A 22,966-nucleotide genomic window follows, 5' to 3' on the forward strand; every position below is an offset into this window, starting at 1 on the left:
CCCCTGCAGAAGCAATACCTTGCACTGCCAGTTCGTCGCCGGGTTTCACCCGTTGCGACGCAGATGACGACAGGAGAGTGCCGATGCATGCATTCCCTCCGGCCCAGGGCCTGTACGACGGCGCCCACGAGCACGACGCGTGTGGTGTTGCGTTCGTTGCCACGCTGACCGGTGAGGCGAGCCACGACATCGTGGCCAAGGCCCTGACCGCCCTGCGCAACCTCGAGCACCGTGGCGCCGCTGGCGCGGAGCCGAACTCCGGCGACGGCGCCGGCATCCTCCTCCAGGTCCCCGACGCCTTCCTGCGCGCCGTGGTCGACTTCGATCTGCCGGCCGCCGGCACGTACGCCGTGGGCACCGCATTCCTGCCCGGTGACGAGGCAGCGGTGGCCGCAACCCGGGCCCGGATCGAGGAGATGGCCGTCGAGGAGGGCCTCACCGTCCTCGGCTGGCGTGAGGTGCCGGTCAACACCGAGCCGCTCGGTGCCACCGCCCTCGAGTGCATGCCGACCTTCGTGCAGCTCTTCGTCACCGCGGACGTGGCCGGCGACCAGATGGCGCTGGAGCGCCTCGCCTTCTGCCTGCGCAAGCGCGCCGAGCGGGAGACCGACGTCTACTTCCCCTCGCTCTCCTCCCGCACCCTGGCCTACAAGGGCATGCTCACCACCGACCAGCTCGACCAGGTCTTCGGCGACCTGACCGACGAGCGGATGGCCTCGGCCATTGCCGTGGTCCACTCCCGGTTCTCCACCAACACCTTCCCCAGCTGGCCCCTCGCCCACCCGTTCCGGTTCATCGCCCACAACGGCGAGATCAACACGGTCAAGGGCAACCGCAACTGGATGCGTGCCCGCGAGGCACTCCTTGCCTCCGATGCCATCCCCGGCGACCTGGCCCGGCTCTACCCGATCTGCGACCCGCAGGCCTCGGACTCCGCCTCCTTCGACGAGGTCCTCGAGCTGCTCCACATGGGTGGGCGTTCGCTGCGCCACGCGGTGATGATGATGATCCCGGAGGCGTGGGAGAAGAACCCGGCGATGGACCCGGCCCGCAAGGCCTTCTACGAGTTCCACTCCACGGTGATGGAGCCCTGGGACGGCCCGGCGTGCGTCGTGTTCACCGACGGCACCCAGGTCGGCGCGGTGCTGGACCGCAACGGCCTGCGCCCGGCCCGCTACTGGGTCACCGATGACGGACTCGTCGTGCTCGCCTCGGAGGTCGGCGTCCTCGACCTGGACCCGGCCACGATCGTGCGCAAGGGCCGGCTGCAGCCGGGCCGGATGTTCCTGATCGACACCGAGGAGCACCGGATCGTCGAGGACGAGGAGATCAAGTCCGCACTGGCCGCCGAGCACCCCTACCAGGAGTGGCTCGACGGGGGACTGATCCACCTCGACGACATCCCCGAGCGCGAGCACATCGTGCACACCCACTCCTCGGTGACGCGACGCCAGCAGGTCTTCGGCTACACCAACGAAGAACTCCGCGTGCTGCTCACCCCGATGGCGAACACCGGCGCCGAGGCGATCGGTTCGATGGGCACCGACAGCCCGATCGCTGCCCTGTCACAGAAGCCGCGGCTGATCTTCGACTACTTCGCCCAGCTCTTCGCCCAGGTCACCAACCCGCCGCTGGACGCGATCCGGGAAGAGCTCGTCACCTCGCTCAACGGGTCGATCGGCCCGGAGTCCAACCTGCTCGAGCCGAGCGAGGACTCGTGCCGCCAGGTGGTCCTGCCGTTCCCGGTGATCAGCAACGACGACCTGGTCAAGATCCGCCACATCAACCGCGAGGGCAAGTACCCGGGGTTCGTCACCCACGTGGCCCGCGGCCTGTACGACGTGGAGGAGGGCGGCGCCTCCCTGGCGGCACGCCTGGACGAGATCTGTGCCGAGGTGTCGGCGGCGATCGCCGACGGCGCCCGGGTGATCGTGCTCAGCGACCGCCACGCCGACCAGTTCAAGGCCCCGATCCCGTCGCTGCTGCTGACCGCCGCGGTCCACCACCACCTGGTCCGGGAGAAGACCCGCACCCAGGTCGGCCTGATCGTCGAGGCCGGCGACGTCCGCGAGGTGCACCACGTGGCGCTGCTGATCGGGTTCGGCGCGGCCGCGGTGAACCCCTACCTGGCCATGGAGACCGTCGAGGACCTGGCCCGCGACGGTCGCTACGTGACCACCGACCCCGAGGTTGCCGTGAGCAACCTGATCCACGCCCTCGGCAAGGGCGTGGTCAAGGTGATGAGCAAGATGGGCATCTCCACGGTCGCCTCCTACACCGGCGCCCAGGTCTTCGAGTGCGTCGGCCTCTCCCAGGAAGTGGTGGACCGCTACTTCACCGGCACCACCTCCAAGCTCGGCGGCATCGGCATCGAGGAGATCGCCCGCGAGGTCAAGATGCGCCACGACGTGGCCTACCCGGTCAGTGGCATCCAGACCACGCGTCGCGAGCTGAACGTCGGTGGCGAATACCAGTGGCGCCGTCCGGACATCAGTGGCGGTGGCGAACCGCACCTCTTCGACCCGGAGACGGTCTTCCGCCTGCAGCACGCGACCCGCGCCGGTCGCTACGACGTGTTCAAGCAATACACCGCGCGTGTCAACGACCAGTCCGAGCGGCTGATGACGCTGCGCGGCCTCTTCCGGTTCAAGGATGCGGCCGAGACGGGCCGGGCCCCGATCCCGATCGACGAGGTGGAGCCTGCCTCCGAGATCGTCAAGCGCTTCTCCACCGGGGCGATGTCCTACGGCTCGATCAGCCAGGAGGCGCACGAGACGCTGGCCATCGCGATGAACCGGCTGGGCGCCAAGTCCAACACCGGTGAGGGCGGCGAGGACCCCGAGCGCCTGTACGACCCCGAGCGCCGCTCGTCGATCAAGCAGGTCGCCTCCGGCCGGTTCGGCGTCACCTCCGAATACCTCACCAACGCCGACGACATCCAGATCAAGATGGCCCAGGGCGCCAAGCCCGGTGAGGGCGGCCAGCTGCCCGGGCACAAGGTCTATCCGTGGGTGGCCAAGACCCGGCACAGCACTCCGGGGGTGGGACTCATCTCCCCGCCGCCGCACCACGACATCTACTCCATCGAGGACCTCGCCCAGCTGATCCACGACCTCAAGAACGCCAACCCGGTCGCCCGGGTGCACGTCAAGCTGGTCGCCGAGGTCGGTGTCGGCACGGTCGCCGCCGGCGTCTCGAAGGCACATGCCGACGTCGTACTGGTCTCGGGCCACGACGGCGGCACCGGCGCGTCCCCGCTGACCTCGCTCAAGCACGCCGGGGGTCCCTGGGAGCTCGGCCTGGCCGAGACCCAGCAGACGCTGCTGCTCAACAACCTGCGCGACCGGATCGTGGTCCAGGCCGACGGTCAGCTGAAGACCGGACGCGACGTGGTGATCGCTGCGCTGCTCGGTGCCGAGGAGTTCGGCTTCGCCACCGCGCCGCTGGTGGTCTCGGGCTGCATCATGATGCGCGTGTGCCACCTGGACACCTGCCCGGTGGGCGTGGCCACGCAGAACCCGGTGCTGCGTGAGCGCTACAGCGGCAAGGCCGAGTACGTCGTCAACTTCTTCACCTACATCGCCGAGGAGGTCCGCGAACTCCTCGCTGAGCTGGGCTTCCGCAGCATCGACGAGGCGGTCGGCGCCGTGGAGTCACTCGACGTCGCGGAGGCAGTGGAGCACTGGAAGGCGGCCGGTCTCGACCTCACGCCGATCCTGCACCTGCCGGGCCTGCCCGAGGGTACGGCGCGGCGCAACACCACCGGCCAGGACCACGGCCTCGACAAGGCGCTCGACAACGAGCTGATCCGGATCGCTGCCCCGGCCCTGGAGCGCGGTGAGCCGGTGCGGGCCCAGGTCGAGGTGCGCAACGTCAACCGCACCGTCGGCACGATGCTCGGCCACGAGGTCACCAAGCGCTATCGCGGCGAGGGCCTTCCCGACGGCACCATCGACATCACCTTCACCGGGTCGGCCGGGCAGTCGTTCGGGGCCTTCGTGCCGCACGGCGTCACGCTGCGCCTGGAGGGCGATGCCAACGACTACGTCGGCAAGGGCCTGTCGGGCGGTCGCGTGGTGGTGCGCCCCGACCGGAGCGCCACCTTCGACGCGGGCCAGCAGGTGATCGCCGGCAACACGATCGGCTACGGCGCCACGTCTGGCGAGATCTACCTGCGTGGACGCGCGGGGGAGCGGTTCTGCGTGCGCAACTCAGGTGCGGTCGCCGTCGTCGAGGGCGTCGGTGACCACGGGTGTGAATACATGACCGGTGGACGGGTCGTCGTGCTCGGCCCGACCGGTCGCAACTTCGCTGCCGGCATGTCCGGCGGCATCGCGTTCGTGCTGGACCTCGACCAGGCCCGGGTCAACCTCGAACTGGTCGACCTCGGTCCGGTGGACGGCGAGGCAGCCGACGAACTCAAGCAACTGGTGACCAGGCACCTGGAGGAGACCGGGTCCACGATCGCCGAACAGTTGCTGTCCGACTGGTCAGGCCCCGCAGGCGGCCTGTCCCGATTCACCGAGGTCATGCCCCGGGACTACAAGCGGGTCCTCGACGCGCGCGCGGCAGCGCTCGCCGAAGGACTCGACGAGGACCAGGCAGCGGCCCGGATCATGGAGGTGCTTCATGGCTGACCCGAAGGGTTTCCTCAAGGAGGGACGCGAGGTCGCGACCCGTCGCCCCGTCGACGAGCGGGTCCAGGACTGGAAGGAGGTCTACCCGGACGGCATCGGGCGGGCCCTGCTTCCGATCATCAACACCCAGGCCAGCCGCTGCATGGACTGCGGGATCCCGTTCTGCCACCAGGGTTGCCCACTGGGCAACATCATCCCGGAGTGGAACGACCTGGTCTGGCGCGACGACTGGCACGGTGCCACCGACCGGCTGCACGCGACGAACAACTTCCCCGAGTTCACCGGCCGACTCTGCCCGGCGCCGTGCGAGACCGCCTGCGTCCTGGGGATCAACCAGGACCCGGTGACGATCAAGAACGTCGAGGTCTCGATCATCGACCGCGCCTGGGAGTCCAACTCCGTGCGGCCCGAACCCCCTGAGTGGCTGACCGGCAAGCGCGTCGCAGTGGTGGGCTCCGGTCCGGCCGGGCTGGCCGCGGCCCAGCAGCTGACCAGGGCCGGGCACACGGTCGCCGTCTACGAGCGGGCCGACCGGATCGGCGGCCTGCTGCGCTACGGCATCCCCGAGTTCAAGATGGAGAAGGCGCACATCGACCGTCGCCTGGACCAGATGCGCCGCGAGGGCACCATCTTCCGCCCCGGTGTCGAGGTGGGGGTCGAGGTCACCGGTGAGCAGTTGCGGGACCGGTTCGACGCCGTTGTCCTGGCGATCGGGTCGACCGTGCCGCGCGACCTGCCGGTGCCGGGCCGCGAGTTCGGTGGCATCCACCAGGCCATGGAGTTCCTCCCGCAGGCCAACCGGGTCGCGGTCGGTGACGAGGTCGCCGACCAGATCACCGCGACCGGCAAGGACGTGGTGATCATCGGTGGCGGTGACACCGGCGCCGACTGCCTGGGCACCTCCCTGCGCCAGGGTGCCCGGTCGGTGACCCAGCTGGAGATCATGGGGATGCCTGGCAGCCACCGGCCCGCCAACCAGCCGTGGCCGACGTACCCGATGCTCTACCGCGTCTCCTCGGCCCACGAGGAGGGCGGCGAGCGCGTGTACGCCGTCTCCACCACCGAGTTCCTCGGCGACGAGGACGGCAACGTCCGTGCCCTGAGCCTGGTCGAGGTGGACGACAAGTTCCAGCCGATCGAGGGGACCGAGCGCGAGATCCCCGCCCAGCTGGTCCTCTTCGCGATGGGGTTCGTGGGGCCCGAGCGCGAGGGCCTGCTCGAACAACTGGGCGTGGACCTCGACGAGCGCGGCAACGTGGTGCGGGACAAGTCGTACGCCACCTCGGTCGAGGGCGTCTTCTGCGCCGGTGACGCAGGGCGTGGCCAGTCGCTGATCGTCTGGGCGATCGCCGAGGGCCGTTCGGCCGCGGCGGGCGTGGACGTCTGGTTGTCCGGTGCCTCCACCCTGCCGATGCCGATCCCCCCGACCGCCCGACCGCTGATGGCCTGAGGCAGATAGGCTCGGGGCGTGCGTAGAGCAAAGATCGTCTGCACCCTCGGCCCCGCGACGTCGACCCCGGAGATGATCCGGAGCCTGGTGGATGCGGGGATGAACGTGGCCCGGCTCAACATGAGCCACGGCACGCACGAGGACCACCGCGCGGTCTATGAGCGGGTCCGCGAGGCGGACGAGGCGACCGGCAAGGGGGTCGGCATCTTCGCGGACCTCCAGGGCCCCAAGATCCGCCTCGGCCTCTTCGGGCAGGGGCCGGTGCGCCTGGAGAGCGGCGACCGCTGGACGATCACCACCCGCGACGTCGACGGTGACGCCCAGGTGGGGTCGACGACGTACGCCGGCCTGCCCGACGACGTCGCGCCCGGCGACCCGATCCTGATCGACGACGGCAAGGTGCGCCTGCGGGTGGTCGCCGTCGAGGGACCCGACGTGGTCACCGAGGTCGTCGTCGGCGGGCTGGTCAGCAACCACAAGGGGATCAACCTGCCCGGGGTTGCCGTCAACGTGCCGGCGCTCTCGGAGAAGGACGTCACCGACCTGCGCTTCGCGCTGCAGTTGGGCGTCGACGCGATCGCACTGAGCTTCGTGCGCAACGCGGCGGACGCTGACGACGTACGCCGGATCATGGACGAGGAGGGCGTCCACGTCCCGGTGGTCGCCAAGATCGAGAAGCCGCAGGCGATCGAGAACATCGACGGCATCATCAAGGCGTTCGACGCCCTGATGGTGGCCCGCGGCGACCTCGGCGTGGAGTGCCCACTCGAGGACGTGCCGTTCCTGCAGAAGCGCCTCATCGAGAAGGCGCGCCGCAACGCCAAGCCGGTGATCGTGGCGACCCAGATGCTCGAGTCGATGATTGCTGCCCCTGCGCCGACGCGGGCCGAGGCGTCCGACGTCGCCAACGCCGTACTCGATGGCGCGGATGCGGTGATGCTGTCGGGGGAGACCGGCATCGGGCAGTATCCGATCACCACGGTGGAGACGATGGCACGGATCGTTGCCTCCACCGAGGATCACGAACTGCACAACATGGCCGCGATCGCCTGGAACCCGCGCACCCGCGGGGGAGTGATCGCCAAGGCGGCGGCCGAGGTCGCCACCCGGGTCAACGCCAAATACCTGGTTGCCTTCACCCAGAGCGGCGACTCGGCCCGGCGGCTCTCCCGCTACCGCGGCGCGATCCCGGTGCTGGCGTTCACGCCGCTGGCCTCGACCCGGGCCCAGTTGGCGATGACCTGGGGCGTGGAGACCCTGAAGACCGCGCCGGTGGAGCACACGGACGAGATGGTGCGCCAGGTCGACGTACAACTGCTGCGCAGCGGCCGGGTCGAGGAGGGGGACCTGGTGGTGATCATCGCCGGCTCGCCGCCCGGCATCCCGGGCTCCACGAACGCGTTGCGGATCCACCGGATGGGCGACGCCATCAACGAGATCGCGCCTGCCTACCGCCGTCCGGGCGAACGCCAGGAGTAGGACGGCTCAGCGCTTCGGGCCGATGAGCGCGTCCAGGCGTGCCACTCCGGCCCGGGTGGAGACCGCGGTGACCTTCGCCGAGGGTCGGCGCCACGGCACCCCGGCGAGGTCCAGTGCGTGCTGGCACAGGGCATGGATGTCCTCGGACCGGTTGCTGAACTCCCAGCGGGGATAGTCATAGCGCCGCAGCACGCCGGCAACCTCGCGCCGGGCCCAGTTGTTCGTCCGGGAGCCGTCGGAGTGGAAGAGCCCGCGCAGGAAGTCGCCGGGGTGGGTGGCGACGATGGCCTCCTGCCACTCCTCGAGTGCGATCGTCCGCTCGTGCTTGCGGCCCGGTCCGTGCTGGGGGAAGAGGCACAGCCAGTGCTTCCAGCCCGCCTGCACCACGATGACACCGGGGGCCCGTACGCGGAACACAGTCCTGCCGGGCACGATCCTGGCGACCAGGTGCGCGACATCATCGACTAACGCTGGCAGGGCCGCGTCGCAGGAGACCCGCAGCACCGCCTTGCCATGATGGGTCGAGAGGCATCCGTCGCCGAGGTAGAACCCGAGCAGGGCAGCATAGGCGGATGGATCTGCCCGTGCATCATCACTGCAGCGGAAGCAGGTGGTGGCTGGCGCAACTGGCTCGGCCTGCCAACTCCGGAGCGTGGAGCGCGCCACGCCGAGCATCCGTGAGGCCTCGGACAGGGTGGCGTGCCCGCCGAGCAGGGCCAACGCCTGGTCACGCACTTCTTGCGGGTACATGGACCCATCATGTGCGCACGCACCGACAGATGCGGGCCCGGAGCCGACGCTGGTTGTTGGTACCCCGGGTGGGATTCGAACCCACACTGTATGCAGTTTGAGTGCATCGTCTCTGCCGTTGGACTACCGGGGCGCGGCGCAGCAAGGTTACCCGACCTGCCTGCAGCAGGTGGCGTTCGGGCCAGCATTTCGACGCGGTCCGTGCCGCCGCCATATCCTTGTGCTCGTGAACCAGCCCCATGCCGCCAGCGCCGTACGCCGCGTCGTCATCGCCGAGGACGAGGCGCTGATCCGGATGGACCTCGCCGAGATGCTCGCCGAGGAGGGGTACGACGTCGTGGGCCAGGCAGCCGATGGGGAGAGGGCCATCGAACTGGCTGAGGAACTCCGCCCCGACCTTGTGGTCCTCGACGTGAAGATGCCCAAGCTGGACGGCATCTCGGCGGCGGAGCGGATCGCGGCGCAGCGGATCGCCCCGGTCGTCATCCTCACCGCCTTCTCCCAGCGCGACCTGGTGGAACGGGCGCGCGACGCAGGTGCGATGGCCTACCTGGTGAAGCCGTTCTCCCGCGACGACCTCGTGCCCGCGATCGAGATGGCGCTGAGCCGCTTCACCGAGATCGCCGCGCTGGAGCAGGAGGTCGTCGACCTCAACGAGCGCCTTGCGGTCCGGCGTGCGGTCGAGCGCGCCAAGGGGGCCCTGCAGGCAGAACTCGGCCTCTCGGAGCAGGATGCCTTCCGGTGGATCCAGAAGACGGCGATGGACCTGCGCCTCTCGATGCGGCAGGTGGCCGAGGGCGTCATCGAGCACGGCGTCGAGGCCACCGGGTCTCCGGCGGGCGACGACGACTGACCGGCCAAGGTCACGAATTCGCAACGGGGTGGGCGTTGCGCTCAAATCAAGGCCCTTTGGCGTTAGGTTGCTCACATCAGGCCGTGCCGCCGGCATGGCGAAACCTGACACATCGGAGGGTCCATGATCCGTCCCAACAAGAAGTTGCGCCTCGGCACTGCGATTGCAGTCGGGGCCGTGCTTGCCCTCGGTGCCTCGTGCGGCAGCGACGACCCGGACGAGAACAACGCATCCGGGAACAGCACCAACCAGGCCACCGAGGGCGAATCGGGCGGCAGCGGCGGGGATGCCCCGGACTGCTCGGCCAAGCAGGTCCCCGACGTCAAGGGTGACGGCGTACTCAAGTTCGGCACGCTGCTGCCGCAGACCGGGTCGCTCGCATTCCTCGGGCCGCCCGAGTTCGCCGCGGTCAACCTGGCCGTCAAGGACATCAACGAGGCGGGCGGCGTGCTCGGCAATGACGTCGAGGTCGTCCACTCCGACTCCGGTGACGCGCAGAACCCGATCGCTTCGCAGTCCGTGGACAGCCTCATCGCTGCGGACGCGGACGTCGTGATCGGTGCCGCCTCCTCGAGTGTCTCGCTGCTGGTGATCGACAAGATCACCGACGCCGGCATGGTGCAGCTGTCCCCGGCCAACACCTCGGACCAGTTCAGCAGCTACTGCGACGGCGGGCTCTACTTCCGCACCGCTCCGCCGGACGTCCTGCAGGGTCGGGTGCTGGCCGAGCAGGTGATCGCGGACGGCAACGCCACCGTGGCGATCCTGGCCCTCCAGGACGCCTACGGCACGGGTCTGGCCGACCAGGTGGAGAAGAACGTCAAGGCTTCCAACGGTGAGGTCGTCAAGAAGATCATCTACGACCCCAAGGCCGCCAACTACGCGACCGAGGTGTCCGAGGTCAAGGGTGACGACCCGGAGGCCATCGTGCTGATCGGGTTCGACGAGACCAAGAAGATCATCCCCGAGCTGGTCAAGCAGGGCATCGGCCCGGCGACGAAGAAGATCTACCTGGTCGACGGCAACCTGAGCGACTTCTCCAAGGACTTCGACGCCGGCACCATGGGCCCGAACGTCAAGGGCTCCCTGCCCGGCGTGGCAGCCACGGACGAGCTCAAGCAGCGCCTGGCCACGGTCGACAGCAACCTCACCGACTGGAGCTATGCAGCCGAGTCGTACGACGGGGCGATCCTGATCGCACTGGCGGCGATCGCTGCCGAGTCCGACGCTGGTCCGGACATCGCCAAGGAGCTGGTGAACGTCTCGAAGGGCGGCACCAAGTGCACCTCATTCGCCGAGTGCAAGGAGCTGCTGGAGAACGGCGAGGACATCGACTACGACGGCTACAGCGGTCCGGTCGACTTCCTCGAAACCGGTGACCCGGGCACTGCCTTCATCGGTATCTACCAGTACAAGCCGGACGGCACCTACGAGTTCGTCGAGGCTCAGCAGGGCCAGATCTCCGAGGACGACATCGGCTGATCACCCCGGTCCCAACACGGACGGGGCCGGCACGGGAAATCCCGTGCCGGCCCCGTTTGGTGTTTCGTCAGGCCTTGGCCAGCGTGCCCAGGTAGAGGCCGATGACGTGGGGGTCGTTCATCAGGTCCGAACCGGTGCCGGTGTAGGCGTTCTTGCCCTGGTCCAGGACATAGGCACGGTCACAGATCTGCAGGCAGCGACGGGCGTTCTGCTCGACCATGACGACGCTGACCCCGGTGCGGTTGATCCGCTTGGCCAGGATGAAGACCTCGTCCTGCAGGACGGGGGAGAGCCCCGCCGAGGGCTCGTCCAGAAGCAGCACCGACGGCTCCATCATCAGGGCCCTGGCCATGGCCACCATCTGCCTCTCACCACCGGAGAGCGAGCCAGCGCGTTGCTTGCGGAGGTCCTCCAGGCGAGGGAAGAGGCTGGTGGCGTAGTCCCAGCGCTCCTCGAACTTCTTCGGCCGGAGGAAGAGGCCCATCTGCAGGTTCTCCTCCACGGTCAGGGTCGGGAAGATGTTCTCGGTCTGGGGCACGAAGCCGACGCCCAGTTCCACGAGCTGGTTGGCCTTGCGGCCGACCAGCGACTCGCCACGCAGCGTGATCTCTCCGGAGCGGGTCTCCACCAGGCCGAACATGGCCTTGAGCAGGGTGGACTTGCCGGCGCCGTTGGGGCCGATGATGCCGACGAGTTCACCCTCGCTGACGTGGAAGTCGCAGCCGTTGAGGATGTTCACGCCGGGGATGTATCCGGCGCTCAGGTCATCGACCCGGAGGAGGGCGCCCTCAGCGGCGGACAGGTGTTCCTCGCGGTCGATCCCGACGGACCCGCCGTCGCCGTACGCGTTGGATCCGGTCTTCTTGCTCACGAGGTCTCCTCCTCGGCTTCGCGGGCCGCCTCGTCCTCGGCAGCCTCGAGTTGCGCCTCTTCTTCCTCCAGGGACAGCGGCGCATCGTGATGCGCACCCAGGTAGGCATCGATGACGGACTGCTGGGCCATCACCTCCTCCGGCGGCCCCTCGGCCACCACCTTGCCCTGGGCCATCACGATGACCCAGTCGGAGACGTCACGGACGACGTCCATGTCGTGCTCCACGAAGACTACGGTCATGCCTTCCTCACGCAGGCCCCGGATGTGGTCGTTGAGAGTCTGGCGCAGGCGGGGGTTCACCCCTGCCATCGGCTCGTCCAGCATCACCATCTCGGGGCTGGCCATCAGGGCGCGGGCCATCTCGAGGAGCTTGCGCTGGCCCCCGGAGAGGCTGCCGGCGAAGTCATCACGCACCCGGACCAGGTTGAAGTGCTCCAGCAACTCCTCGGCCCGCTCGGTGATCGCTCGTTCCTCGTCGCGCCACAGGAACGGCAGGATCGAGGCCCAGAGGCGTTCCCCACGCTGCTCCTTGGCGCCCAGGCGCAGGTTCTCCAGCACCGTCAACCGGGCCAGGGACTTGGTCAGCTGGAAGGTGCGGACCATGCCCTGCCGGGCGACCTTGTACGCCGGCAGCTTGGAGATGTCCTGGCCGTTGAACGTCCACGTCCCGGTGTCCGGCTGGTCGAAGCCGGTCAACAGGTTGAAGAACGTGGTCTTCCCGGCCCCGTTCGGGCCGATCAGGGCAGTGATGGAGCCACGCTGGATCTCGACGTGGTCGACGTCGACGGCCTTGAGGCCGCCGAAGGTGCGCACCACGTTGTCGGCGACAAGGATCGGGTCGGGCTTGGAGCCGCCGGCCACGGCCTCGGCCCCGGCCAGCGCCTGGACCGCTGCTGTGGCCCGGGCCCCTGCCCGGTTGCTGGTGGTTTCGACTCCGCCGGTGGCGGGTGCGTCGTTCTCAGCGGGCATCGAGCTGCAGCTCCTTCTTGTCGCCGAAGATCCCTTGCGGGCGATAGATCATCAACAGCATCAGGACCAGGCCGACCATCATGAAGCGGACCTGTCCGATCTGGTTTTCGTTCATCAGCCATTCGGGGATGAGGCCGGCACCCACCGCGTTCTTCAGCACGGCGTCGAGCAGCACCAGGGAGCCCCAGAAGATGACCGCACCGACCAGCGGGCCGAACACCCGCGCTGCGCCGCCGAGGAGCAACACGGTGTAGGCGAAGAACGTGTACTGCGGGGCGAAGTTGTCCGGGTTGGCCGACGAGTTGGCCAGGGCGATCACCATGCCGGCCGCGGCGCCGAAGAGGCCACCGATGATCAGGCTCTGCATCTTGTAGGAGAAGACGTTCTTGCCCAGGCTGCGTACGGCGTCCTCGTCCTCGCGGATGCCCTTGATCACGCGACCCCACGGGCTGCGCATCAGCAGCCAGGTCAACAAGATGCCGCCGCCTACCAGGATCCATCCCACGGTGACCACCCACAGGGTGTGCTGGCCGAGGTGGAAGGGCCCGATGTTGAGGCCACCCGAATAGGGGTTGAGGCTCTTGAACTGCGTGGTGAAGACGGGCGAGCCCTGCAGTCCGTCGGAGCCACCGGTCCACTCGCTCAGCGACGCCGAGCGGAAGAAGAGGCGCAGGATCTCACCGGCCGCAATGGTGACGATGGCGAGGTAGTCGGCCCGCAACCGGAGCGTCGGGATGCCCAGCAGGAGCGCCAGGAAGACAGTCCAGGCGATGGCGAACAGCAGTGCCACCGGCAGGGAGAGTCCGAAGGTGGAGATGCCCATGGCCACGCCGTAGGCACCCATGGCCATGAAGCCTGCCTGGCCGAAGTTGAGCAGTCCGGTGTAACCGAAGTGGATGTTCAGGCCCATTGCCGCCAGGCAGTAGGCGACGACCTCCCACCCGATCAGGGCCGAGAGCGTCTGTGAGGCGATTGATCCCCAGTCCATGTCTATGTCCTCCTCAGCCGACTCGCTCGGACCGGCCCAGGATGCCCTGGGGTCGGACCAACAGGATCAGGATCAGTACGGCGAATGCCGGGATGTACTTCAACTCCGGTGGGATCCACAGCGTGGAGAGCGTCACGAAGAGCCCGACCACCAGGCTGCCCACCAGGGCGCCGAAGGCGGTTCCCAGCCCGCCGAGGATGACGCCGGCGAAGATCAGCAGCAGCAGGTTGAAGCCCATCTCGAACTTGACCTGCTGGGAGAGGCCGAGCAGCACGCCGGCCAGGCCCGCCATCGCGCCGCCGAAGACCCAGACGAAGAGGATCACCCGGTTGACGTCGATGCCGGAGGCCGAGGCCAGCGCCGGGTTGTCGGAGACCGCCCGCATCGCCTTCCCCATCCTGCTGCGGACCACGAAGAGTCCGGCAAGGACGAGGATGATCAGGGCCAGCGCCATGCTCCACAGGTCGCGCGGCGCCAGGGAGACGGGGCCGAAGTTGATCCCCTCCTGGACCACGTAGTTCTTGTAGGTCTTGTTCTCCCCGCCGATCAGGAACTGGATCGCGAACCGGAGGAAGATCGACATCCCGATGGTGATGATCATCATCGAGATCAGTCCGGTCTTCCGTCTGCGCAAGGGTTTCCACAATCCGACCTCCTGTGCTCCACCCAGCAGGGCACATGCGATGACCGCCACCACGGCGGCCAGGAGGAGATGGAGTCCGGCGACGTTGAGCGACCAGGCCACCACGGCGCCGATGGTGATCATCTCGCCGTGGGCGAAGTTGACCAGGCCGGTGGTGCCGAAGATCAGGGAGAGGCCCAGCGCAGCCAGCGCCAGGAGCAGGCCGAAGCGGATGCCCTCGACGGTCAGCTGGAGTGCCTTGTCGAAGGTGCCCAGCACGCGGCGGTTGTCCTCACCCATCGGGAAGAGCACGGTCCGCTGGACGCCGGAGTTGATCGCGACATTGACCTCGGAGCTGTAGCCCTCGCGGACGAAGACGCCTTCGGGGAGGTTCTCGGTGTCGACGTACACCTTGTACTGGCCCGGGCCGGGCAGGAAGACGGTCCACTCGCCTTCTTCGTCGGAGGTGGCCGTCTCGTTGAACGAACCGTCGCTGGACTCGACCACGATCGGTACGCCGGCGACCGGGTCCTTGGCGTCGCCGACCTGGTTGAGGATGGTGCCGCTGATGGCCTCCGTGAGACGGAGCTGGATCTCGAGGATCGACTCGGTCGGCAGCGTCACGCTGATGCCCTCGCTGGCCCGCTCGGGGACCATCACCCCGGGCGGGACGTTGTCGGGGTCGACGGTCGCGACGTACGTGCCGGGACCGGGCGTGGTCACCGTGAAGATGCCCTGGGCGTCGGTCACCGCCTCGGTGGAGAACGACCCGTCCTCGGAGGTCACCGCGACCGGGACCTCGGGCACGGCAGCGCCGTTGATGTTCACCACGCTGCCGGTGAGGGTCTCCTCAGCAGCGTGGGCCGGGAGGGTTGTCGCGATGCCGGCGACGAGCGCCATCGCCCCCAAAAGCATGCTCAGGATTCGGGCTGTTCGCCTTTGCACAAGGGCTCCTGTCGGTTCGGTTGCCGGGCGGTCGCGCGAGGCCGGTCTGGCCCCCGGGACGGTGCCGGACTATATCCATAGCGTGACGCAGGTCATAGCATTATGCGGCAGTCGTCACCGACTTGTAGCCAAAATGTGTCATGGGCCTTCAGCGGAGCATGGCCACGATCTGGACCAGGGCCGGGGCCACCAGGAGCGCCGGCAGCAGGTCTGCGACGGGGAGTTCGCGGATCCGCAGCAGTCGCAGCGCGACGGCGACCAGGATCAGTCCGCCCACGGCCGTGATCGCGGCCAGGTGCGCCTCGGGCAGGGCGTCGCCCAGGGTCATGCCCACCGCGGTCAGTGACCCCTGGACCACCACCAGGGTCAGCACGCTGGCCATCACGCCCCAGCCGAACGCGGCAGCGAAGGCGATGGCGGCGAACCCGTCCAGTGCGGACTTCAGGAAGAGTTGGTCGGCGCCGTTGCCCAGGCCGTCGTTGAGCGACCCGAGGATGGTCAGCGGACCGGTGCAGAAGACCAGCGAGGAAGTCACGAACCCTTCGATGAACCGGTGCCGCTCCACCGAGTCACCGTCTCCCTGCAGCCGTCGCTGGAGCCAGCCCCCCAGGGCTTCCACGCGCGTCTCGAGGCGCATCAGCGATCCGGCGATCCCGCCGAGCAGCAGGGAGCCGAGGACGACCAGCATCGTTGCACTGGTGCCCACCCGGGCGGCCAGGTCCGGACTGAGCACGTCCATCGCGCTGACGGCGGCGATCAGCAGGGTGACCAGCCCGAGCGCATCGGTGACCAGGTCCCGGGTGCGTTGCGGCAGGCGGTTGCCCAGGAGCAGGCCGAGGAGAGCGCCGACCACGACGGTGGCGATGTTGACGAGCGTGCCGATGCCGGGCATGGGGGCTCCTGTGACAGATGGGGCGGGCTGAGCGTAGTCTCCGTGTGACAACCGAGCGAGGAGGAGCCGATGAGCCGGACGCCGGCGCTGCTGCGCAAGGCAACTCCGGGTGACGCCTCGGCGCTCGTCCTGTTGTGGGGTGAGTTGTTGCATGCGCCGACCGCCGATCCGGTGGCCGAGATGCTCGCCACCATCGACCGGATCGCGGCCAGCGAGGACCAGCGGATCGTGGTGGCCGAGGTCGGCGGAGAGGTGGCCGGGGCAGTCGTGCTGAGGGTTGAGGCGATCACGCCGTTCGGTGACGAGGTGGCGGTGCAGGCGATCACGCCGTACGTGTCCCCCGACTTCCGGCGCCGCGGCATCGGGAAACTGCTGATCGAGGCCGCCGTGCTGTACGCCGAGGAGCACGGCATCGGGCACGTCAGCGCGGCCTCGATGAGCAATTCACGCGACGCGCACCGCTTCCTGGCCCGGATGGGCCTGGCGCCGCAGGCGGTGCTGCGGTTGGCCCCCACGGCCGTGGTCCGGGCGAAGGTGTCGGGGCGCCGTACGGCCGGCAGCACACATCGCCAACCGCTGGGGCAGGTGCTGGCGCAGCGACGCTCGATGCGCCGCCAGCGCGACCTCGCCTGAGCTGCCGATCTGGCCGGATGCCTCAGGCAGGTGCCGCGATCAGCGCGCAGGTGATCCGGGAGGTGCACACGCGCTTGCCCCGCTCGTCGCTGATCACGATCTCCCAGGTGCAACTCGTCCGTCCCTTGTGTGCCGGGGTGGCGACACCGGTGACGGTGCCCGAGGTGGCCGAGCGGTGGTGGGTGGCGTTGATGTCGACGCCGACGGCGATCTTGTCCGGCCACGCGTGCAGTGCCGAACCCATCGACCCCAGGGTCTCGGCGAGCACCACGGATGCCCCACCGTGCAACAGGCCGTAGGGCTGGGTGTTGCCCTCCACCGGCATGGTCCCCACGATCCGGTCCGGGGTGACCTCGATGATCTCCACGCCCATCTTCTCGTTGAGGCTGCCCTGGCCGTCCGGCATCGAGGCCAGCAGGTTCTCGATGGCCTCGGCGCTGATGGTTTCCTTGTCCATGCAGTCATTCTGCCCAACGGGTCCACCGCCGGGCGCACCGCCCATCGCCGCCACTGGATAGAGTCGTCGCGTGCCACAGAACCAGACCAGCCCGGACCGTCCACGCCTGCTGCTCCTCGACGGGCACTCCCTCGCCTATCGCGCGTTCTTCGCCCTGCCGGTGGAGAACTTCTCGACGACGACGGGCCAGTCGACCAATGCGGTCTATGGCTTCACCTCGATGCTGATCAACGTGCTCCGTGACGAGCAACCGACCCATGTCGCGGTCGCCTTCGACCTCTCCCGGCAGACCTTCCGGCTCGCCGAATACAGCGACTACAAGGCGAAGCGGAACAAGACCCCCGACGAGTTCAAGAGCCAGTTGCCGCTGATCCAGGAGGTGCTCGACGCCCTGCGGATCACCTGGCTGACCAAGGAGGAGTACGAGGCCGACGACATCCTGGCCACCCTCACCCGCCAGGCGCTCGCCGACGGGATGGAGGTGCTGCTGCTCACCGGGGACCGCGACTCGCTGCAACTGGTCACCGAGTCCTCGACCGTCCTGTACCCGATGCGTGGCGTCTCCGATCTGGCCCGGATGACCCCGGATGCTGTCGAGGCGAAGTACGGCGTGCCACCGCACCGCTACCCCGAGATCGCGGCCCTGGTCGGTGAGGACTCCGACAACCTGCCCGGCATCCCCGGCGTCGGCCCGAAGACCGCCGCGAAGTGGATCACCACCTATGACGGGCTGGAGAACATCATCGCCCGCGCCGACGAGGTCAAGGGGAAGGCGGGGGAAAACCTGCGCGCCCACCTGGGCGACGTGATCCGCAACCGCAGGCTCAACCGCCTCGTCGACGACCTGGACCTCCCCGTCGCCCCGGGCGACCTCGCAGTCAAGCCGTGGGATCGCCACGAGGTGCACACCCTCTTCGACAGCCTCGAGTTCCGCGTCCTGCGCGATCGCCTCTTCGAGACCCTCGAGTCGGAGGAGGAGATCGACGAATCCGGCTTCGAACTCGACACCACGCGCCTGGGGTCCGACGAGGTCGAAGGCTGGCTCCAGGCGCACGCACGCGACGGTGAGCGGGTCGGTGTCTCGGTGCAGGGCACCTGGCGCGCCGGGACCGGCGACGTACACACGGTGGCACTGGCAGCGGTCGACGGCGCCGCCGCGTGGTTCGACGCCGGCGAGGCGACGCCCGGTGATGACGCCGCGCTCCAGGCCTGGTTCGGCGACGCCGACGTGCCGAAGGTGCTCCACGACGCGAAGGGCCCGATGCTCGCGCTGGCAGCGCGTGGTTGGGCGCTGCGCGGGCTCCGCAGTGACACCGCGCTGGCGGCGTACCTGGTCCGACCCGACCAGCGCTCCTATGACCTGGCCGACCTGGTGTTGCGCTACCTGAAGCGGGAGCTGAAGCAGGGCGCAGCCGACGCCGGACAGCTTGCCCTCGACGACCTGGACGACTCCGGCGCCGCCGACACCGCGATGCTCCGCGCCCGCGCCGTGCTGGACCTGGCCGACGCGCTCGACACGGAGGTCGCCGATCACGGAGGGACCCACCTGCTCAGCGACGTCGAGCTGCCGCTGGTCGACAACCTGGCCGCCATGGAGCAGGTCGGCATCGGCGTCGACCTGACCCACTTGCAGGGCCTGGAGGCGGAGTTCGCCGGCCATGTGAAGCAGGCAGCAGAGGACGCCTATGCGGTGATCGGCAAGGAGATCAACCTCGGCTCGCCCAAGCAGCTGCAGGTGGTGCTCTTCGACGAACTGGAGATGCCGAAGACCAAGCGGACCAAGACCGGCTGGACGACGGACGCCGATGCGCTCCAGCAACTCCACGACAAGACCGGGCACCCGTTCCTGGAGCACCTGTTGCGCCACCGCGACGTGACCCGGCTTCGCCAGACCGTCGAAGGGCTCCTCAAGACCGTCGCCGACGACACCCGCATCCACACCACGTTCAACCAGATGATCGCCGCGACGGGACGACTCTCCAGCACTGACCCGAACCTGCAGAACATCCCGGTCCGCACCGAGGAGGGGCGCCGGATCCGCGAAGCGTTCGTGGTGGGTGAGGGATACGAGTCGCTGATGACCGCGGACTACAGCCAGATCGAGATGCGGATCATGGCGCACCTGTCCGGCGACAACGAGCTGATCGAGGCCTTCCGCTCAGGACGCGACTTCCACTCGATCACCGCAGCGAAGGTCTTCGAGGTCGATGCGGAGGCGGTGACCCCCGAGATGCGGGCGAAGATCAAGGCGATGAACTACGGCCTGGCCTACGGGCTCTCCGCCTTCGGGCTGGGCGGCCAGCTGAAGATCGCGCCGTCGGAGGCCCGGGTGCTGATGGACGAGTACTTCGAGACCTTCGGCGGGGTCCGCGACTACCTTGCCGGCGTGGTCGAGGAGGCCCGGCGCACCGGCTTCACCGAGACCATCATGGGACGACGGCGCTATCTCCCGGACCTGACCAGCGACAACCGGCAACGCCGCGAGATCGCCGAGCGGATGGCGCTCAACGCACCGATCCAGGGCTCGGCCGCCGACATCATCAAGGTGGCCATGCTCAACGTCGACACGGCAATCAAGGACGCCGGGCTCACGTCACGGATGCTGCTGCAGGTCCACGACGAACTGGTCCTCGAAGTGGCGCCGGGGGAGCGGGACGCCCTCGAGGAACTGGTACGCCGCGAGATGGGCGCAGCGGCCGACCTGGCGGTGCCGCTGGACGTCTCCGTCGGCACGGGGCGCAGCTGGCACGACGCCGCTCACTGAACCGGGCTGGGCTCCTCGTCCAGGTCGGGGGCCGGGTGGCGGAGGATGACCAGGCTCAGCGCGAAGAGGACCACCAGCAGGGTGGTGTCCACGGCGACCACCACGGCAAGCAGGCCACCGAGCGAGTCGACGTTCATGCCCAGTGCGACGACAACCAGGAGCGCCGCCCAGACCAGGTAGATCGAGCGCTGCCCCTGCCGGGCCAGAACTGAATAGACCAGCAATTGCAGCATGGCCAGGGCGGTGCCGAGGATCGCGAAGAGCCAGAGCCGGTCCTCGATCTCGCGATAGCTGCTGCCGCCGACGAAGATCATCGCGACCTTCGACAGCACGATGGAGCCGCCCACCGCGCAGGCACCGAGGACGGCCATCAGCGACAGGCTCCGGGTCAGTGCCCGGCGTCGTTCGCTGGCCGAGGCCATCGCCGGGAAGGCGAGCACCACGATGAACTGGGGCAGGAAGAGCACGGCCTTGGTGAGGATCAGCCCGCCGGCATAGAGCCCGGCGGCGTGCGAGTCGAGCACGTTGCGGGCCACGATGATGTCGACGTTGGACAGGGCGAAGAAGGCGAAGAGGGCCTGCGAGTTGTGGATCGCCTCGCGGACCACGGGGCGGGCCCGGTGGCGGGTGCTGCTGGCGCCGGGGCTTCGCTGGTGGCGGCGCAGCGCGAACCAGCCGACGGCGACGGGCACCATCTGGCCCAGGACGACGGCGAGCATGGCAACGAACTCGGTCGGGCGCCAGGCGATGAGGGCGAGCCCGATCACCAGACGCGGTACGCCGTTCGCGAGGTAGACCAAGGCCAGCGGCAGCCAGCGTCTTTCGCCCTGCAGGATCCCCGCCTGGCCGCCCATCACCGTCATCGGCACCACAGCCACGGCAACCAGCACGGCAGTGAGCAGCCCGTCCAGGCGCAACACCTGCTTGATCACCGGGGAGAGGAGCAGCAGCAGGAGCCCGAGGGCGAGCGCGGCCCGGTAGGAGACCCGCAGGATCGTGGTCTCGATCTGCCCCACGTGGTCAGGATCAGCCGAGATGCGGCGAGCGGCCGTGGCCTGCAGGCCCAGTTGCAGCACCCCGAAGACCAGGAGGGTCGCCATCAGGCTGGCCAGCGCGCCGTACGGCTGGGGCCCGAGCATCCGCGCCGCGATCATGGTGAAGGAGTACGTCGCGATGTTCATGATGCCGATCGCGACGGCGATCGAGCCACCGCCGACCACCCAGCGGGGCAGTCGCTCCCTCATAGAAACCACGGCGTGAGTGTGTCACACGCACACCACTGCCGCGACGTCCGCACGGGCGCTCCCGTGCGACATAGGGTTGGCGCCATGACGGGAGCGGCAGTGGATCCAGCAGTACGTCGAGCACGGGAGGTGGTCGGCCTCTACGGCGACACCGACCTGACGTGGAGCATCATGCTGACCCTGCGCCTGGCCGACCCGCTCCAGGGTGACCAGGTCGTCGAGCGGCTCGTCGAACTCGTGCGGGCCTACCCGGACCTTGGCCGGCAACCCGAGTTGGTCCGTGTCGGACCGGACGAGCTCAACGGAATCGAGGAAGGGTTCGCCAACACGCCCTACGGCGACCACGATCCCTTGGTGCGGGTTGCGCTGGGGGACGACGGACGGGATCTCGTCGTGGCCATGCATCATGGCGCCGGTGACGGTTTGGGAATGCTTGGAGTGGCGGCAGTCGTGACTGGCCTTCCCCTGACGACCGGGGCTCGTGGGATCGAACGCAACTCCGAGCCGCACAACTTCGTGTCCCGTTCGGTGCAACGGGTGCTGGAGGCATTGCTTCGTCCGCCTGCCCGATTCGCACCCTCGGGAACCGAGGGACAGCCGGGGGATCATCTCAGGCATTCGTGGGGCTCCGCAGGCAAGGTGAACACCGCATCGCTGGTGAGCGCTACGGTCGCTGCACTCCGTGACTGGAACCGGACGCGGGATCCATCTCGGCGTGGGCGCCGTGTGGTCGTCTCCATGGGATTGTCGCGTCGGCCGGGAACCCCCACGCCAACCCCAACCAGGGATACTGCGTTCGCTCGCTTCCGTGCCGACCGGATCTGGTCGGCGCAGGACGCCCGCGAGGTGATGCGTGGGGTTGAGCCCGAGCCGGAGTTCCCGGCCCGCGCCGAACCCGGCCTCGTGGGCCGGGCGGTCAAGGTGCTCGAGGGACGGCTCGGCGCAACGGTCCTGGTCTCCAACCTCGGGCTGATCGATCACCCCGGCGTGACGAGGGCGCGGTTGTGGCCAGCACCGGCAGGACCTGCCGGGGTCGCCGTCGGTCTGGTCGGCACGAGGTCCGGGACCGGGGTCACCCTCAGGGTGCGCCGGGGGTGGTTCGGACCGACCGAAGTGGATGAACTCCTGACGATGGTGGTGGATCAGCTCCGGGCCAACCCCGGTCAGTAGGGGTCGTAGGGGGAGTCATGTCCGACGAGGCGGGCGATCGGCCGCAGCCGCAGTCGTAGCAGCACCTTGATCGCCACGTTGCGTAGCCACCACGGCACTTCGGCCAGGATCCGGAGCCGGTCGCGCCGGGTCGGTCGACCAATCCGGAAGAGCGCCTGCGAGTCGCTGCGGCGTTCATAGACGATGCGGTCCGAGAAGAGGACGTGGCGCAGGATGCCCAGGGTCACCCCGATCGAGGAATAACAGTCGTGGATCACGATCGCTCCGCCCTCGGGGAGGTGGACCGACCAGTGCAGGTCGTCGGAGAGCGTCCAGTAGTCGTGCTTGCCGTCGATGTAGAGCATGTCGAAGCCGCGTGTCCACGTCGGACGCAACGCAGTGCTGTAGTCCGCGACCAGTTCGACGACTCCGCCCAGGTCGTTGGCCGCGATGTTCGCCTCGAACTTGTCCCGGGTCGGCGTCCCACCGAAGAGGCGCCCCTCCACGAACGGGTCGACGGCGATCACCGTGCCACCGGTCGGCCGCAGTGCCTCACCGAGGACGACGGTGGAACGACCCTGGTGGCTCCCGATCTCGAGCACGGTGGCTCCGGCGGGCAGGGAGACGGCCTCGTCCCAGAGGATCCTTGCCTGACCCGGCTTGAGCCAGCCGGGGATACCGTCGGCGGCTTCCCAAACGCGGTCGAAGTCGGCTGCCTCGGGGGTTCCGGTCACAGGGATGCCAATCAGTTGGACGGTTACACTTTCCGGCGGCACCCT

At 68.5% G+C, this 22,966-nt stretch carries 17 protein-coding genes and 1 tRNA gene; 8 read left to right on the forward strand and 10 right to left on the reverse strand.

Features of this window, described 5'->3' with window-relative positions; all coding sequences use genetic code 11:
* The first annotated feature begins 83 nt into the window (after positions 1 to 83).
* The 3 genes from gltB to pyk are packed head-to-tail and all read left to right on the forward strand — an operon-like array spanning position 84 to position 7,566.
* The gene (gltB, locus tag Q9R27_RS04985; protein WP_311251236.1) at positions 84 to 4,637 is read left to right on the forward strand and encodes a glutamate synthase large subunit; all 4,554 of its coding nucleotides are present in this window, start codon (positions 84 to 86) and stop codon (positions 4,635 to 4,637) included.
* On the forward strand, positions 4,630 to 6,087 hold the full coding sequence (locus tag Q9R27_RS04990; RefSeq protein ID WP_311251237.1) for a glutamate synthase subunit beta: 1,458 nt from the start codon (positions 4,630 to 4,632) through the stop codon (positions 6,085 to 6,087). Before gltB ends, Q9R27_RS04990 begins: the two co-directional genes overlap by 8 nt.
* A gap of 18 nt (positions 6,088 to 6,105) precedes the next feature.
* Complete coding sequence (gene pyk, locus Q9R27_RS04995; RefSeq protein ID WP_311251238.1) at positions 6,106 to 7,566, forward strand: pyruvate kinase; 1,461 nt, start codon at positions 6,106 to 6,108, stop codon at positions 7,564 to 7,566.
* Between the two features lie 6 nt (positions 7,567 to 7,572).
* On the opposite strand, the gene Q9R27_RS05000 is transcribed toward pyk, so the two are convergent.
* Entirely contained in the window at positions 7,573 to 8,316 is a 744-nt protein-coding gene (locus Q9R27_RS05000; RefSeq protein ID WP_311251239.1) for a transcriptional regulator, read from the reverse strand.
* Positions 8,317 to 8,373: 57 nt separating this feature from the next.
* Positions 8,374 to 8,449 (reverse strand) — tRNA-Leu (locus tag Q9R27_RS05005).
* A 93-nt stretch (positions 8,450 to 8,542) separates the two neighbouring features.
* Between Q9R27_RS05005 and Q9R27_RS05010 the strand changes: the two genes are divergently transcribed.
* Positions 8,543 to 9,169, forward strand: coding sequence for a response regulator (locus tag Q9R27_RS05010; RefSeq protein WP_311251240.1), 627 nt, complete (start codon positions 8,543 to 8,545; stop codon positions 9,167 to 9,169).
* A gap of 123 nt (positions 9,170 to 9,292) precedes the next feature.
* Positions 9,293 to 10,651 carry an ABC transporter substrate-binding protein gene (locus tag Q9R27_RS05015; protein ID WP_311251241.1) on the forward strand — a complete coding sequence of 453 codons (1,359 nt, stop codon included), beginning with the start codon at positions 9,293 to 9,295 and terminating at the stop codon, positions 10,649 to 10,651.
* Between the two features lie 67 nt (positions 10,652 to 10,718).
* Here the strand turns inward: Q9R27_RS05015 and Q9R27_RS05020 are convergent, their stop codons facing one another.
* The 5 genes from Q9R27_RS05020 to Q9R27_RS05040 all read right to left on the reverse strand — a co-directional run bounded on the left by Q9R27_RS05020 (position 10,719) and on the right by Q9R27_RS05040 (position 15,940).
* Positions 10,719 to 11,522: an ABC transporter ATP-binding protein gene (locus Q9R27_RS05020; RefSeq protein WP_311251242.1), complete on the reverse strand. Its 804-nt coding sequence runs from the start codon at positions 11,520 to 11,522 to the stop codon at positions 10,719 to 10,721.
* On the reverse strand, positions 11,519 to 12,493 hold the full coding sequence (locus Q9R27_RS05025) for an ABC transporter ATP-binding protein (RefSeq protein ID WP_311251243.1): 975 nt from the start codon (positions 12,491 to 12,493) through the stop codon (positions 11,519 to 11,521). Before Q9R27_RS05025 ends, Q9R27_RS05020 begins: the two co-directional genes overlap by 4 nt.
* Positions 12,483 to 13,481: a branched-chain amino acid ABC transporter permease gene (locus tag Q9R27_RS05030; RefSeq protein ID WP_311251244.1), complete on the reverse strand. Its 999-nt coding sequence runs from the start codon at positions 13,479 to 13,481 to the stop codon at positions 12,483 to 12,485. The genes Q9R27_RS05025 and Q9R27_RS05030 overlap by 11 nt, the downstream gene beginning before the upstream one ends.
* A gap of 13 nt (positions 13,482 to 13,494) precedes the next feature.
* A complete protein-coding gene (locus Q9R27_RS05035) occupies positions 13,495 to 15,018 on the reverse strand; it encodes an ABC transporter permease subunit (RefSeq protein WP_311251245.1) in 1,524 nt (507 codons plus the stop codon).
* A 178-nt stretch (positions 15,019 to 15,196) separates the two neighbouring features.
* A complete protein-coding gene (locus Q9R27_RS05040; protein ID WP_311251246.1) occupies positions 15,197 to 15,940 on the reverse strand; it encodes a DUF554 domain-containing protein in 744 nt (247 codons plus the stop codon).
* 69 nt (positions 15,941 to 16,009) lie between these two features.
* On the opposite strand from Q9R27_RS05040, the gene Q9R27_RS05045 reads away from it, so the two are divergent.
* Positions 16,010 to 16,573, forward strand: a complete 564-nt coding sequence (locus tag Q9R27_RS05045) for a GNAT family N-acetyltransferase (RefSeq protein WP_311251247.1) — start codon at positions 16,010 to 16,012, stop codon at positions 16,571 to 16,573.
* A gap of 22 nt (positions 16,574 to 16,595) precedes the next feature.
* Here Q9R27_RS05045 and Q9R27_RS05050 read toward each other — a convergent pair whose 3' ends face one another.
* On the reverse strand, positions 16,596 to 17,030 hold the full coding sequence (locus Q9R27_RS05050) for a hotdog fold thioesterase (protein ID WP_311251248.1): 435 nt from the start codon (positions 17,028 to 17,030) through the stop codon (positions 16,596 to 16,598).
* Positions 17,031 to 17,100: 70 nt separating this feature from the next.
* Here Q9R27_RS05050 and polA point away from each other — a divergent pair, with 70 nt between their 5' ends.
* Positions 17,101 to 19,794 (forward strand): DNA polymerase I, encoded by a 2,694-nt coding sequence (polA, locus tag Q9R27_RS05055; protein ID WP_311251249.1) that lies wholly within the window; start codon positions 17,101 to 17,103, stop codon positions 19,792 to 19,794.
* Here the strand turns inward: polA and Q9R27_RS05060 are convergent.
* Entirely contained in the window at positions 19,788 to 21,038 is a 1,251-nt protein-coding gene (locus Q9R27_RS05060; RefSeq protein ID WP_311251394.1) for a lipopolysaccharide biosynthesis protein, read from the reverse strand. The genes polA and Q9R27_RS05060 overlap by 7 nt on opposite strands.
* Positions 21,039 to 21,122: 84 nt before the next feature.
* Between Q9R27_RS05060 and Q9R27_RS05065 the strand changes: the two genes are divergently transcribed.
* Positions 21,123 to 22,208, forward strand: a complete 1,086-nt coding sequence (locus Q9R27_RS05065) for a hypothetical protein (RefSeq protein WP_311251250.1) — start codon at positions 21,123 to 21,125, stop codon at positions 22,206 to 22,208.
* Here the strand turns inward: Q9R27_RS05065 and Q9R27_RS05070 are convergent.
* Positions 22,202 to 22,921, reverse strand: a complete 720-nt coding sequence (locus Q9R27_RS05070) for a class I SAM-dependent methyltransferase (RefSeq protein WP_311251251.1) — start codon at positions 22,919 to 22,921, stop codon at positions 22,202 to 22,204. The genes Q9R27_RS05065 and Q9R27_RS05070 overlap by 7 nt on opposite strands.
* Positions 22,922 to 22,966: the final 45 nt, after the last annotated feature.

Origin of the sequence: Nocardioides sp. AE5, from assembly GCF_031844485.1 — a bacterium.
GTDB lineage: Bacteria > Actinomycetota > Actinomycetes > Propionibacteriales > Nocardioidaceae > Nocardioides.

Excerpts from the sequence above, each read along its gene's own strand:
- Q9R27_RS05035 (WP_311251245.1), bottom strand. The coding sequence starts at position 15,018 with ATGCTTTTGGGGGCGATGGCGCTCGTCGCCGGCATCGCGACAACCCTC.
- Q9R27_RS05030 (WP_311251244.1), bottom strand. The coding sequence starts at position 13,481 with ATGGACTGGGGATCAATCGCCTCACAGACGCTCTCGGCCCTGATCGGG.
- Q9R27_RS05040 (WP_311251246.1), bottom strand. The coding sequence starts at position 15,940 with ATGCCCGGCATCGGCACGCTCGTCAACATCGCCACCGTCGTGGTCGGC.
- Q9R27_RS05025 (WP_311251243.1), bottom strand. The coding sequence starts at position 12,493 with ATGCCCGCTGAGAACGACGCACCCGCCACCGGCGGAGTCGAAACCACC.
- Q9R27_RS05065 (WP_311251250.1), top strand. The coding sequence starts at position 21,123 with ATGACGGGAGCGGCAGTGGATCCAGCAGTACGTCGAGCACGGGAGGTG.
- gltB (WP_311251236.1), top strand. The coding sequence starts at position 84 with ATGCATGCATTCCCTCCGGCCCAGGGCCTGTACGACGGCGCCCACGAG.
- Q9R27_RS05060 (WP_311251394.1), bottom strand. The coding sequence starts at position 21,038 with ATGAGGGAGCGACTGCCCCGCTGGGTGGTCGGCGGTGGCTCGATCGCC.
- Q9R27_RS05045 (WP_311251247.1), top strand. The coding sequence starts at position 16,010 with ATGAGCCGGACGCCGGCGCTGCTGCGCAAGGCAACTCCGGGTGACGCC.
- Q9R27_RS04990 (WP_311251237.1), top strand. The coding sequence starts at position 4,630 with ATGGCTGACCCGAAGGGTTTCCTCAAGGAGGGACGCGAGGTCGCGACC.
- Q9R27_RS05000 (WP_311251239.1), bottom strand. The coding sequence starts at position 8,316 with ATGTACCCGCAAGAAGTGCGTGACCAGGCGTTGGCCCTGCTCGGCGGG.
- Q9R27_RS05015 (WP_311251241.1), top strand. The coding sequence starts at position 9,293 with ATGATCCGTCCCAACAAGAAGTTGCGCCTCGGCACTGCGATTGCAGTC.
- Q9R27_RS05050 (WP_311251248.1), bottom strand. The coding sequence starts at position 17,030 with ATGGACAAGGAAACCATCAGCGCCGAGGCCATCGAGAACCTGCTGGCC.